This window comes from Pseudomonas rosaeacicularis (assembly GCF_057128745.1).
Genome location: NZ_JBSKHT010000016.1, coordinates 1 through 13,714, shown reverse-complemented (window position 1 = coordinate 13,714; position 13,714 = coordinate 1). Strand labels below are relative to the sequence as shown.

At 52.3% G+C, this 13,714-nt stretch carries 14 protein-coding genes; all 14 read left to right on the top strand.

Going from position 1 to position 13,714, the window contains the following annotated elements:
• Positions 1-14: 14 nt before the first annotated feature.
• Positions 15-947 carry a LysR family transcriptional regulator gene (locus ACWKWM_RS20445; RefSeq protein ID WP_483847877.1) on the top strand — a complete coding sequence of 311 codons (933 nt, stop codon included), beginning with the start codon at positions 15-17 and terminating at the stop codon, positions 945-947.
• Between the two features lie 240 nt (positions 948-1,187).
• Positions 1,188-1,793 (top strand): cupin domain-containing protein, encoded by a 606-nt coding sequence (locus ACWKWM_RS20440; protein ID WP_483847876.1) that lies wholly within the window; start codon positions 1,188-1,190, stop codon positions 1,791-1,793.
• Positions 1,790-3,109 carry a fumarylacetoacetase gene (gene fahA, locus ACWKWM_RS20435; RefSeq protein ID WP_483847875.1) on the top strand — a complete coding sequence of 440 codons (1,320 nt, stop codon included), beginning with the start codon at positions 1,790-1,792 and terminating at the stop codon, positions 3,107-3,109. Before ACWKWM_RS20440 ends, fahA begins: the two co-directional genes overlap by 4 nt.
• A gap of 2 nt (positions 3,110-3,111) precedes the next feature.
• Positions 3,112-4,164 (top strand): fumarylacetoacetate hydrolase family protein, encoded by a 1,053-nt coding sequence (locus ACWKWM_RS20430; RefSeq protein WP_483847874.1) that lies wholly within the window; start codon positions 3,112-3,114, stop codon positions 4,162-4,164.
• Positions 4,165-5,295, top strand: a complete 1,131-nt coding sequence (locus ACWKWM_RS20425; protein WP_483848041.1) for an FAD-dependent oxidoreductase — start codon at positions 4,165-4,167, stop codon at positions 5,293-5,295.
• Between the two features lie 60 nt (positions 5,296-5,355).
• Positions 5,356-6,777, top strand: a complete 1,422-nt coding sequence (locus tag ACWKWM_RS20420) for an MFS transporter (RefSeq protein ID WP_483847873.1) — start codon at positions 5,356-5,358, stop codon at positions 6,775-6,777.
• A gap of 74 nt (positions 6,778-6,851) precedes the next feature.
• On the top strand, positions 6,852-7,568 hold the full coding sequence (locus tag ACWKWM_RS20415) for a glutathione S-transferase family protein (RefSeq protein WP_483847872.1): 717 nt from the start codon (positions 6,852-6,854) through the stop codon (positions 7,566-7,568).
• Positions 7,569-7,630: 62 nt separating this feature from the next.
• Complete coding sequence (locus tag ACWKWM_RS20410) at positions 7,631-8,191, top strand: YybH family protein (RefSeq protein ID WP_483847871.1); 561 nt, start codon at positions 7,631-7,633, stop codon at positions 8,189-8,191.
• Between the two features lie 69 nt (positions 8,192-8,260).
• Positions 8,261-9,256 (top strand): amidohydrolase family protein, encoded by a 996-nt coding sequence (locus ACWKWM_RS20405; RefSeq protein ID WP_483847870.1) that lies wholly within the window; start codon positions 8,261-8,263, stop codon positions 9,254-9,256.
• Positions 9,257-9,435: 179 nt separating this feature from the next.
• A complete protein-coding gene (locus tag ACWKWM_RS20400) occupies positions 9,436-10,719 on the top strand; it encodes a porin (RefSeq protein ID WP_483847869.1) in 1,284 nt (427 codons plus the stop codon).
• Between the two features lie 203 nt (positions 10,720-10,922).
• Positions 10,923-11,843 carry a VOC family protein gene (locus ACWKWM_RS20395; protein WP_483847868.1) on the top strand — a complete coding sequence of 307 codons (921 nt, stop codon included), beginning with the start codon at positions 10,923-10,925 and terminating at the stop codon, positions 11,841-11,843.
• Positions 11,844-11,893: 50 nt separating this feature from the next.
• Positions 11,894-12,565 (top strand): NIPSNAP family protein, encoded by a 672-nt coding sequence (locus ACWKWM_RS20390; protein ID WP_483847867.1) that lies wholly within the window; start codon positions 11,894-11,896, stop codon positions 12,563-12,565.
• A gap of 61 nt (positions 12,566-12,626) precedes the next feature.
• Positions 12,627-13,496 (top strand): amidohydrolase family protein, encoded by an 870-nt coding sequence (locus ACWKWM_RS20385; protein WP_483847866.1) that lies wholly within the window; start codon positions 12,627-12,629, stop codon positions 13,494-13,496.
• Positions 13,497-13,580: 84 nt separating this feature from the next.
• Positions 13,581-13,714, top strand: a 134-nt coding sequence (locus tag ACWKWM_RS20380) for a hypothetical protein (RefSeq protein WP_483848040.1), incomplete at its 3' end; no start/stop codon positions are given.

The following is a 13,714-nucleotide window of genomic DNA, read 5'->3' as shown; positions in this document are numbered from 1 at the left end:
TCTAGCGCTTTCACATGCGAAAAATATTGATTGATCCCGAAATTGTGCAGCTCTTCTTGGATGTGGCCGAGACCGGAAATTTTTCAAAGGTTGCGGAGCGCACGGGCAAGTCCCAGCCGTATATCAGTAGAGCATTGGGCAGTCTGGAAGCAGAGTGGGGAGGGCGCCTGTTTCGCCGAACAGGTCGCGGCGTGGAACTCACGGATTTTGGCGAGGCTGTTGTTCCTCAGGTCAAGACATGGCTTGCCGACACGCAATCCTTGGTTGAGAACTTTAAGACGTACGCAGGTAATCCCAACGGTGAAGTAAGTATCGGATCTCTACCATCGACCTCGAGCCCTATGATGAGCGCGCTATTCGTCAGAATCCGGGAGCGATTCCCCGGAATTCGGCTGCGCTTTCGCGAGGGATACCATCGCCAAATACAGTCTTGGCTTGAAAACGGCCAAGTGGATATTGGGATTGCGTTGAGTTATGAATCAGAGGGGCGCAAAGATGAGATTCCGTTAATCGAATTTCCTACCTACCTGTGCGGTGCTGCGGGCGATGAACTGACTAGTCGTGCAACCGTCGCACTAAAGAGCATGATTGGCCTGCCATTCATCTTGCCGACCAATCCGGGGATGCTCACTAAGCATCTGAACTCGATATCGCCGGGATTCATCCAGCAAATATCACCGGTACTAGAGGTGAACTCGCTGTCCATGCAACGTGACATCGTCGCTGCGGGAAGCGGCTATGCAATTTTGAGTTATGGGGCGGTGGCTGACGATATTCGAGCGGGGCGATTGCAGGCCAGCCTCATTGTCAGTCCAGGCATTACGCAATACCTCTCAATCGGTATATCGAGGCATGGGCCTATCACTAAAGTGACCCGTGAAGTCATTCAGCAATTGCGTGAACTGGTCGCCGAGATGGTGCCACAGGCCAAAGCTCCGAAGCGCTAACACCGCGATCACGGGCGGGACCCGATTTAGCGCCCCCGGCCTACCCCTATGCGTTATGCGTTTTTTTGCATGTCTGAAATCACCCTTCTTGGGTTCCTCCTCTTTTTCGCCTGACATACGATCCTTCCACCGTTAAGGCGCTTCTGCTGCCAGCGGCTTTTCAAGCCGCCCTATGGCGGCATGCAGGTACAACAATAATTATATTTACCCGTCCTACAGGGGCGGGTTGAGGAAAACGCTATGTCTGGCGACGCACTCGCAGGTCCATCTAACGCTACTGTCAGCAAACCCTACATCCCTTCGCAGCGCCGAGTCGTAACGGGCCACGATGCCGATGGTAATTCGATCATTGTTTCCGATGGTCTGGCCCCCAACATCGTGCAGCCCAACGCAACGCCCAACATGGCGATGATCGATTTGTGGGAAACGGATTCTTCTCCTGCCTGCAATGAAGGCAATGCGGACGCTGCGGATCGGAAGATGCCGCTGTCGCCGCCAAAGAACGGCACCATTTTGCGGATCCTCCACTTGCCGCCAGAATCCGAGCGCGATTTCTCCAAAGTCGGTGAGGTTTTTGCTCAGTGGGGTGAGCGCCACGTATTAGGCAAGGCCAAGCCGAAACGCTATCCCACCTTTCATGAAACAAACTCAATCGACTATGCGATCGTTCTAGAAGGCGAAGTATGGGCGCTAGTAGATATTGGTGAAACACTGCTCAAGACTGGTGATATTTTGATCCAGCGTGGCACGCACCATGCTTTTGCCAATCGTTCTGACAAACCGGTACGTATAGCTTTCGTCCTGATTGATGCCGCCCCGTTGAATCATGCCGGAGATGCACAGTGAGTCTCGCGGGCTCTCGTGTTCGCAGTTTTGTCGCTGAGGCGAATCTGCCGGGCTGCGGCTTTCCTCTGGAGAACCTCCCGTTCTGTGTATTCGCAGCGACGTCTTCCCGGGAATGGGGAGTTGGCGTTGGTATCGGCTCAAAAGTGCTGGGCCTCAAGCAACTCTTGAAGGCGGGGCTGCTGGCAGATCTCGGTCGTGAGATTTCCGCAGCCTGCTGCGATATTAGTTTGAACCGTCTCTTTGCGTTGGAAGGTGGGCCAGCTGCTGTTCGTGAGCATCTTTCTCAGTTGCTGTCAGAGTCAAGTACCGCGCAGGCAGTTGTGCGCGACCTTCTAGTAGAGCAGGCAGACGTATCGTTTGAGGTGCCCTTTACGATTGGCGACTACACAGATTTTTTTGCGTCAGTGAATCACGCTACAAATGTCGGAAAAATGTACCGTCCCGATACACCCCTTTTGCCAAACTTCAAGACTCAGCCACTGGCCTATCACGGCCGCGCATCGACGGTTCTAATCAGCGGAGAACCGGTGCAACGTCCCTCGGGTAATTATCGGCAGGGGCACAACGGCGATTTGATTTATGCAGCCACGGCAAAGTTAGATTTCGAGGTAGAGATCGGTGTGTATATCGGGCGCGCAAACCAACGTAATCAACCCATTGCGTTGGATGCCGCTGAATCGCATATCGCGGGCATGTGCGTGGTCAACGACTGGTCTGCGCGAGATATCCAGGCTTGGGAGACCCAACCACTGGGGCCATTTCTCGGCAAAAACTTTGCTACGAGTGTCTCGCCTTGGGTGGTAACGCTGGACGCATTGGAAGCTTTTCGCAGTCCGAACTTATCCCAGTCAAAGGGCGAGGCGCCACTCTCCAGCTACCTGCAGTCTGATCGCAATGCACTGTTTGGGGGGTTGGCAATTCAGATCGAAACGACTTTGCAGACCGCCAGCATGCGTGAGAGCGGCATCGCACCAGAAAAGATATCGACCGCCCGGTTTGACCGCGACAGCTACTGGTCCGTGGCGCAGATGGTGGCCCATCACACTATCAATGGTTGCAATCTGCGTACAGGTGACCTGCTCGCCAGCGGAACGTTGTCGGGACCTGATTTTGGTAGCGAGGGTTGCCTGCTAGAACTTACCCGCGGCGGCAGCGAGCCTCTACGGCTGGGGAATGGCGAGATTCGGAGTTATCTGGAAGATGGCGATCAAGTTTCAATACACGCATTTTGCCAGAATGAAAATGGTATTCGTATTGGTTTCGGCAGTAGTCATGCCCTCGTAACCAGCGCACAACCTATTAAAGAGATGAACTAAATATGGACTCCAAATCATTGGACGCTACGACTACTCCTGCCGATTGGGCGTTGGGTATGTTCTCGTTTGCCAGGTGTGCGCCGTTCGCAGGTATTGTGATTGCAGATAGGGCGCTAGCGCTCGAAGCGTTGGTGCCGATCGTCTCTGAACTAGGGCTGCCGCTGGCCGGTACTGGGAGATTGTCGGACCTGCTGCAGGATTGGAGTCGTAATCTGCTGGCACTGCGAGCTGCTTTTAAGTATCTCACCCAGACAGACCCAGCTTGGTGGTTGGATAAAAGCGTCGTGCTGACCGAGTTACGCACACACGCACCGATTGATCGTCCTCGGCAGATATTCTGCGCAGGGGCGAACTATCGCAAGCACGTCATTGAACTGATCGTCGATCAACCGAGCCCAGTCATGGAAGGGCTTTCATTAGAAGATCGGCGCATCCAGGGCACTAAGATCGTGGATGAGCGTGGCGCATCGGGCACACCCTATTTTTTCACCAAGATTCAATCGGCGATCGCAGGTCCTTTCGACCCGATTCCGCTCGAAGCAAGTATCAAGCAGCCCGACTGGGAACTTGAGCTGGCTGTAGTGATTGGTAAATATGCGCGGCATGTAAGCGTTGAGGAGGCTCTCGAGTATGTCGCGGGGTACACCATCATCAACGACATCACCAGCCGAGACCGTGTGTACCGACGGGACATGAAGGCAATTGGAACAGATTGGTTGGCGGCAAAATCGGCTCCCGGCTACCTGCCAACAGGGCCGTATTTGAAACCAGCCGACTTCGTCGCCGACCCGCAGAAGCTTCATGTAACACTGCGGTTGAATGGAGACATCATGCAGGACGAAGGAACCGACGATATGATTTTTACCGTCGCCCGATTAATTTCCGAATTGTCATCATTGGTCGAGTTGTGGCCCGGGGACTTACTTGCAACCGGTTCGCCTTCAGGCAACGGCACGCACTATCAGCGTTTCCTTCAAGAAGGTGACGTGGTCGAAGGCAGCATCACCGGCCTAGGCACTCAGCGTACCGAATGCGTGATGACTCAGCGGGGTTAGATCATGTCAGTAAAAAAAGTATTGATCATCGGTGGCGGTATTGGCGGCTTGTCAGCTGCCATTGCCCTGAGTCAGCAGGGCGTCGAGGTCGACCTGATCGAGATGCGCAAGGCATGGGTGCCATACCATGTGGGAATCATTCTAGGTTCCAACACGTTGCGTGCCATGAAGCAGTTGGGTGTTATCGACGCATCGATTGCCAAGGGGTTTCCTTATCAAGGGATGTCAATCTGTGACAAGAACGGAAATGTCGTTAGCCATACGCAGAATCGCTTCCTGGCGGGCGAAGAGTACCCCTCCAATTTGGGAATGACACGTCCGGCTCTGCATGACGTGCTCTCGGATGCCGCTCGCGCTGCAGGCACCAGGGTTCATCTGGGTGTAACCGTTACTCAGTTGGACTCCGCTCCAGATGGCGTGGATGTGACCTTCTCAGATGGTGACCGTGAACATTACGACTTGGTCGTCGGTGCAGATGGTATTTATTCCACGACGCGAGCGCTTCTGTTCGGTGATCGCTACAAGCCTGAGTACACCGGGCAAGGCGCTTGGCGATATAACGTGCCTAGACCTCCGGATCTTGACCGCTCCTACATCTACGACGGAGTTGCCGGTGGCAAGGCGGGGTTGGTGCCGCTCACTAACGACACCATGTACATCTATCTTGTCCGGGAGGAGGTGGGCAACCCGTACTTTGAACCGGCGGACTTGGCGCAGTTGTTCCGTGACCGTCTGCGCGAATACGGCGGCTTGGTCGGTGAAGTTCGCGATCGCGACATTATCGACTCTAGCAAGGTGGTGTATCGCCCACTCGAAGCGCTGCTGGTACCAATGCCTTGGTACAAGAATAGAGTCGTGCTGATTGGTGATGCCGTTCACGCCACCACTCCGCATCTGGGGCAGGGCGCGGCGCAAGCAATCGAAGATGCGGTAGTTCTCGGGGAGGAAATCAACAACGGCGGCCCCGTAGATGTGATGCTTGAGCGCTTTATGCAGCGGCGCTTCGAACGCTGTCGTTTTATCGTGCAGAGTTCGCTACAGATTGGTGAATGGGAGCAGCGGCCAAGTGCCGATGCCGATCATGTTGGCATCATCCGGGAGATGCATCGCGTTACCGCGCTGGCGATATAGCGTTCAATAAACCCCGCAGGCGCGGCGGCGACCGCGCCTGATGTTACGCCGGAGAGATCTATGAACAATAAATATAAAAAAGATTCGACATTGCAAGCCCCGACAAAGGCAGCCACTGCTGGCTATGGTTGGTATGTGGTAGCGGTATTGACAGTCGCTAACATTTTGTCGGGGATTGATCGGCATATCATGACTGTGCTGGTAGGCCCGATTCGTGCCGAGTTTGGTATTTCCGATACTCAATTTAGTCTGCTGCAAGGCGCTGCGTTCACTTTGGTATATTGTCTGGCCGCTTACCCCATCGGTCGGTTGGCTGATCGCGTGAACCGGCAGATATTATTGGCGGTAGGTGTAGCGCTCTGGTCGGTAATGACAGTACTTAGCGGCTTCGCTGCGACCTACACGGAGATGCTCGTAGCGAGGGCTGGCGTGGGTATAGGTGAAGCGGTGCTTATTCCTGCTGCACTTTCATTGATAGCCGACTTTTTCGGTGCCGCCCGCCGAGGCCGCCCTATCGGTATATTTTCCAGCGCAACTTTTCTAGGTACAGGCGTTGCGTTGCTGGCCGGCGGTTTCGCTTTGGCGATGCTTAAAAGTGTAACCTCAGTGCACTTCCCTCTGGTGGGCGACCTTCCTGTCTGGCGCAGTATTTTTCTTACGGTAGGTCTACCGGGTGTGCTGTTGGCTTTAATCATCGTATTCACGTTGAAAGACCCAGGGCGACAGGCTCGAGCGGTAGAAACGTCCGGAACATCTTCTGTCGGCTCGATGAAGGCATTCTTTGAGTTCCTCGGCGCTTCTAAACTTTTATATTTCAGCGTGTATGGCATCTCTGGCCTGTTCACCTTCGTGGCGTTCAGCGTGGGGCCTTGGCTACCTACGATGTTAGTGCGAAAGTTCGAGATGGCCCCTGCCCAAGCGGGCATCACTGTAGGCTTGTCGGTGACAGTGTGTGGAACCATAGGTGCGATAGTTGCAGGTTGGTTATGCGACCGTTGGACGCGTAGTGACAACCGTGGTCATAAGCTGAGTGTGCTGTTAGTGTCGTTTTTCATGATGATACCCGCGATCATAGGTATGACTTTAGCGCCGACAGCCGTTTCATCGATTGCCTTCATTGTTCTATTTACCTTCTCAAATGCATTCGGGTTTGCGGCTATCGCTGCGTCTTTGCAAGATATAGTGCCGCACGATTATAGAGGGCAGGCATCGGCGGTATTATTAATAGTTAATGGCGTCATTGGATTCAGCTTCGGTACAACGGCAGTAGCATTAATTACCGACTATGTTTTTCATAATGATGCTAGCATCGCTTATTCAATCCTCTTGGGCGCTCTTCCAGTGGCAGTACTGTGTACGCTTTGGATATTCGCCACGCTCAAAGCCTACGACAATGCATACCGGGCGGCCGCTATATGCCCCGCAGCCATTGAAACTTCAACGTCAGTGCCTGGTGCTTCCGTGGCCGCAGCAGGCGTTTGAATTACGCGGCGCAGTTGCGCGCCGCTTTCCTTCATTGAAGTTCATTCTGTACATGATGATATTCAGGAGACTGTATGTTAGAGCTCTACAACGCCCCGGTTTCTACTTGCAGCCAAAGGGTAAGAATGGCATTGGCTGAAAAAAATCTTGAGTGGAACGATCACCGAGTATCGTTGCGCGAGGGTGAGCAGCTCAAGCCTGAGTATCTGGCAATCAATCCCAACGGGTTAGTTCCGACACTGATCCATGATGGGAAAATAATAGGCGACTCGTCAGTAATACTTGAGTACCTGGAGGACGTATTCCCACAAAATCCTCTAAGGCCGGCAGACCCATATGAACTTGCACGTATGCGAATGTGGCGCCAGTACATTGATGAGGTACCTACTCCGGCGACCAGAATTCCTTCATTCCATGCTTCATTCGGCAAGGCGTTGCGTAACTTGACGCCCCAAGCGCTGGCCGCAGTTGCCGAGCAACGCCCTTTGCGTAAGCACATGATCCTTAAGATAGGCCCGCAGGGTTTTGCCGAGCAGGATTTAGCAGAGGCGATGGAGCAAATTGTTCAGACCCTTGAGCGGATGGAGGCCGATCTCCAGAGCCAGTCGTGGTTATGTGGAGAGATGTTTTCGTTGGCGGATATAAGCGTCCTGCCGACGTTGGTTCGTATGGAAGATCTAGGGCGACGCGGGCTGTGGGCCGATAAGCCTAACGTCAGTAGTTGGTACGACCGGATGTGTGCTCGACCCTCTTTCTTGACAGCGTATACGAAAGAATCTCGGACGTTTTAATAACATCGCTTCCCCCCATTGGCTGCTAATTAAGCTGCCTTTGAACAACCGGAGAGTGCAACGTGAACAATAATAAAATGCAGAAATTCGTAGCTATAGGTTTCACCGCGTTCTTGCTAAGCGCGCAAGTAGTGCCTGCCAGCGCGACACCTGGACAAAATTTGACGAAGGACCAACGTGAGACCCAGCGAGCAGCGCGTATTGATATCGAGGCGCTCAATGCCGATTTTACTTATCAACTCGACTCAGGTAATGCCGGTGTGCTTGCCAACTATTTTACTGAAGACGGCAGTTTGGGAGTGGCAGGTAAACCCCGTAAGGTCGGCCGGGATGCAATAGCTCAGAGCTATGCCGCACGTCCTGCTGGGCGTATCACTCACCATGTGACGAGCAATTTAAGGCTTGTATTTGACAATCCCACCGAGGCGCACGGTATTCGTACATTGACTTATTACGCCACCGATAGCGATCCTTCCAAAGCGGCCACTCCTTTGGGAGTTGCTGACTACACTGAAGTTTACAAGCTTGGTAAAGACGGCGAATGGCGTTACTTTTCCCGTACCGTGACGCCGGTATTCGGTCTGAATGCACCTGACAAAATCGCGGCTGCGACAGCGAACTAATTATTACTTTCGCGCTTTCCTGGAAGGAGGGCGCGTATTTTAATTTAATAAGTGTCAGGAGTGTTGAAATTGAAAACCCGTCAAATTTTTATATCGCTCTTCGTGTCTATGGTAGGTCTCGGGAACTTATCCCATGCCTACGCCGAGCCATCACTGGGCTTCAAGCTTTTTGATACTCACGTTCATTTTGTGGCGGATGATCAGGCCCGTTATCCGTTGAGAACCGATGCGCCGGCAAACCCTTACGAAGCCGATATGCGTGAATATGTCCGTCAGCACCCGACTTATGCTAAACGTATTTTGGGGTTGTGGGATGCTAATGGAGTTGAGGGGGGAGTCGCAGTCCAATATCGAACTGCTTATGACACCGATAATAGTTATGTTTTGGACTCCGAAGCCGAGAGTCCATCCAGGGTGACTGCTGTCGTTATAGTCGATGCCAGCGCACCAGAAACACCCGAATTGTTACGTAAGATGGTCATTGAGGGAAGAGCCTCTGGCATTCGCATGACTGGGTCGAAAGACAAAGTCACCGGGGATTTTCCATGGCTTGATTCACCTGCAGCGTTGGAAACCTGGAAGATGGCCAACAAGTTGGGTATCGCAGTGGTGCTGATGCCAGGTCCGGTTTATCAGGTCAACCCAGACGTCATGACCCGAATCGCCAAACTCGCTGACGAGTTTCCCAATACCGCTATCGTGTTAGATCATTTTACGTGGCCAGCCCCTGAGGGAGCTCCGACTTATGGCTTGACACCTGGCCATCTGGAGTTGGCTAAGCATAAGAATATTTATTATAAATTTACGACATTGAATTCGCTGGCGCTCGAGAAGGCTAAAGTTCCTAGTGAAGATTTTCTAAGATTCGCCGTTCAGACTTATGGCGCTGACCACATCATGTGGGGGTCAGACACAGGCAACAATAAGTTGGAGTACGGCGAGTTGGTGGCGCGTGGTGAAGCTGCTTCAACGAAATTGACATCGGCTGAGCAGCATCAAGTATTTCACGATACGGGAAAAGCTGTGTTTGTGAGCGGTGGGCGTGGAGCGCACAAGGTATATTGAAGTTTCATTGATAGTGCCGCATCGGGTGGCTTCCACGAAAAGTCGCCTTGTGCGAGTGCTATCAATGTTTTGATTTTTAACTGCTATCAAGTTCTATTTCAGGTTAAATCTTATTTTTCCTAGAGTTTACCTGTGTAAATTTTGCGTGGTTTGTATAATAAAAATAGGTGTTCACCCGCATGTTAAGAACAGAAATAAAATACCTTTTTTGCCTTTCGATCCTGGCTACCGCCATTCTCACAACACCCTCCTATGGGGCGGAGAGTGCTGAGGTCGCAGCATTGCGCGCCGAAGTCGCAAAGTTGACTCAGAGGCTTGATCAGCTATCGAATCAACAGGCTTCTAGCGAAACACGCCAAGCTGAACTCGAGACAACGGTGAAGAAAGCTACTGTGGGTCCCGGTGCTACACCTCAGCTAAGTACGGCGCAATCCTCGCGGCCAGTGACCAGCCGCTATGCCGGTATGGATGTGCGCTTGTTTGGATCATTCGATAGCTACATCGAATCCCAACAAACGGGTGGTGGTCATGTCAACCGGCTTGCATCCAGCGGTAGCGGGTACACGCAACTTGGTTTCGATGCCTCTCGGGATATCGGTGACGGCGTGAGAGCATTCGGCGATGTTCGGCTTTCGTACCAGACTGACAACGGTAAGACCAACTCCACCGCCCGGACATTCAATACAGCGACAGTGGGTGTCACTTCCAAGCGGTGGGGAACGCTGCAGGTCGGTCGTATGGGGACCGAGCTAGGTATCGCTTTGAGTAGTTTCAAACTTATTCGTGTAGGAACAGGGAATTTTATCTACAACCCCTTTACTACGCTCACTCATGATAATGGCGTGCGTTATATTTCACCTGTTTATCATAACGTTCAACTTATGAGTACGGTAAATTTTGGCGAATCGGTGGGCGATCAGAGCACTGGTCAAACCGTCTCAGGGCATTTGAAGTACGATGATGGCAAGACGCTGGCTATTGCCAGCTTGTTCTCCTCTAATGCGCCTACGGACATTTCCACGGTCGACGATAAAGTCACAATCTATACGTATGGCATTAATCATGATTTTGGTCTCTTTAAGCCATTCGTTGTATTTCAGCGTGGCAGTAGTGATCAGAAACCGAGAACCGTCAATTCGGACACTTGGTATGCGGGTATAGATTTTCCTGTTGGACCGGGCACCTTGCGCTTTGAGGGGGAAAGTATAACTAACAAGGCCTGGGCGGACTCTGATGCAAAGTCGGCAAACGTTCGTTATGACTGGAATGTTGCTGATAATACGACGATTTATTTTAGCTACACACGAATCTTTGATGAAGCAAATGTTTACTACCCGATAGTAGGCACTGGCGGCTTTGCTGCGGTCGACAAGGTGAATACGACCGCCAGCCCGTCCTTCAATACGACGCTTAACGGCCAGGACCCGAGCAGTCTGGCGGTAGGCATCAAGTTCGACTTTTAGATCCATGGGTGGTGGTGCTATGCACACGCTGGATAGCTGCTATAGCAACAGGAAAATTGTTGGGGCTGAGAGGTTGATGGATACTCAGGTTAAGCTGCGACGGTACACGGCCTCGGTCGGTGGCAGTCGTTGATGAAAACGTGGAGTCGAAATCCGTCAACCCAGTCCTGAACGCGGTTTTGCTCAAAATAAGAAGGTATAAAATGTCGATTTTTATCAATAACCTTAGTTACGTTAGCCTTGCAGTTCCGGATTTCGAAACTGAACGCGCCTTTTTCTCTGGCCCTTGGGGATTGAAGGAAACCTCCGGTGATTCGAATCAGGCTTTTTTTTCCACCCATTCGGGTCGAGAGGATCACTTGGTCAGGTTGCGCCGCGGAACTGACCGTCGACTTGACGCTATTGGATTCTCTGCGCCGGATCGGGTCGGCCTAGATGCGTTGGCCAAGCGTTTGGCCGACCATGATGTTGAGATTATCAGTCAGCCCGCGGCATTGACGTCGCCTGGCGGCGGATACGGTTTACGGTTCTTTGATAACGACGGTCGCACGGTCGAGGTCAATGTCGACGTCAGCGAACGTGAGCCGAGCGAATTTACCAAGCTTCGAGGTGTGCCAATCGGTATCTCTCACGTCGTGCTGTTCACCCCCGATGTCCACAAAACCGTCGAGTTTTACACTGAGGTGTTGGGCTTCAAGGTTTCGGACTGGCTGGACGAGTTCATGGTATTCATGCGATGCAACGAGAAACATCACTGTATCGCTTTCATGAAGGGCCCCGCGAGTCTCAACCATGTAGCGTTTGATATGGTCGATGCCGACGACATGATGCGCGGGATGGGACGTGCTTTGAGCGCTGGGGTCAAGCTGAATTGGGGCCCCGGACGCCATACTGCTGGCGACAATACTTTTTCCTATTTCGTTTCACCCGCCGGTAACGTTGTCGAGTACACATCAGAACTCGAGACCATCAATGATGAGACCTGGACGGCACATGTTTACCCCCGATCTTTTGATGTGATTGATCAATGGGGCACCAGCAAGCTGGCCGGGCCTGTGGAGCATGGCACACCCGCAACAGATCCAGGGCTTTGGCAAGCAGGCCCGGTCTATACAGCAAGTTGATGTAAGCCTAGTCAATATTACTCATGGAATAATAATAAGGAGTCCGCGAGATGATTATAGATTTGCGCGTATATACCTACCTGCCCAGCAAATTCAGAAAATTTTTGAAAGGTTATGAGGAGCAGGGTTTCGCCCTGACCAGCCGTCATCTGGGGACCACCCTCGGCATATTCATCTCGGAAAGCGGTGTTCAAAATCGCACGTTCCAATTTTTTATGTATGAAGATTCGGTACATCGTCAGCGTTGTCGTGTGGGTATGCGCAATGATCCTGAATGGGGGGCGTTTGTCAGGATTGATGGCGATGCACTTTTACAGCAGCAGAATACGGTCATCGTTCCGTTGCCCGGCGTGCCTCTCAAAACTGCAAAGGCGGATGCTGGGCGCCGAGCCCTAGACAAACCATCCAGGGTCTTTGAATTGGTGACCTTAAACAGTAGGCCAGGCACGGTTCATGATCTTGCAAGTGTTGTGACTGAGGTTGGGATTTCGCTTCTAGAAAAACACGGAGTGGAAGTCATCGGCGTATTCAGCACCGACACGGGCAACGATGATGCGGTGATGCTGTTATGTGTGTTCGACGACGATGCGGTTCGTGATAGTCAGCGGTGTGCGTTGAAGAGCGACCCTCAATATCAAGAATATAGCCGAAGGCTGGATTCGTTACTGGTCAGTCGTGACACCACGTTGCTGTTAGCTACCACCTATTCACCTCTGCAATAGCATAAGCACACAAACTAAAAGCGGTGCGCTGCACCGCTATTAATTCAGACGGGATGTAACTATGAAATCTTGCTTGCCGCCGGATTCGAACCCTATTACGCCTAAAAATCGGCTTCCGGATGGTGCTTGTGATGCCCATTGCCATGTTTTTGGGCCTGCTTCGTTATTTCCATATGCGGATGATCGTACCTATACCCCGCAAGACGCATCAGTCGAACAACTCCGCGCTTTGCATAAAAAATTAGGTATATCGCGGGCCGTTATCGTTCACGCCAGCTGCCACGGGACAGACAACAGCGTCACTCTAGACGCTATCGCGTCTAGCAACGGCGCTTACCGCGGGGTAGCGAACGTCAAGGCCGATATCACCGATAATGAGCTTGCGAGGTTGGATGCGGGCGGGATTCGAGGCATTCGTTTCAATTTCGTGAAGCATTTGGGCGGTATCCCAGACGTCTCGGTAGTCGAACGCATGATCGAGCGCATCGCACCTTTGAACTGGCACATTGTGCTGCACCTGGATGCGCAGGATTTACTCGAGCATGAGCGGCTGCTCAACAGGATCAAAGTGCCGTTTATTATCGACCACATGGGCCGTGTTCAAGCCGAGCGAGGTTTGGATCAGGAGCCTTTTCAACTGTTGCTGAAGCTGATGCAAGAAAATCCACTTGCATGGACGAAAATTTGTGGGGCAGAGAGAGTTTCTGCTGGCAAACGGCCTTTCACCGACGCGGTTCCTTTCGCTAAAGCGCTTATTGAAACGGCTCCTGAGCGACTGTTGTGGGGCACGGATTGGCCTCATCCCAATATCACCCAAGATATGCCCAATGACGGTGAACTTGTAGATCTGTTCTACGAGTATACGAGCGATCCCCGCGTCCAGAAACAGATCCTGGTGACTAATCCTGCGTCGCTGTATGGATTCGACTGATGGATCAGCCGCGGCGAGAGGATGACGTAACTCAGCTATCTCGCCCGCTATTACCGGTACCTCAATACCGTCGGAGTTCTCATTTTGGTTGAATACGTAGTTACTCTCGACAAACTCGGCAAGCACGATGTTGAGCACGTAGGGGGCAAGAACGCATCCCTCGGCGAGATGATCAGTAACCTCGCGGGCGCCGGTGTTTCGGTCCCCGGTGGCTTTGC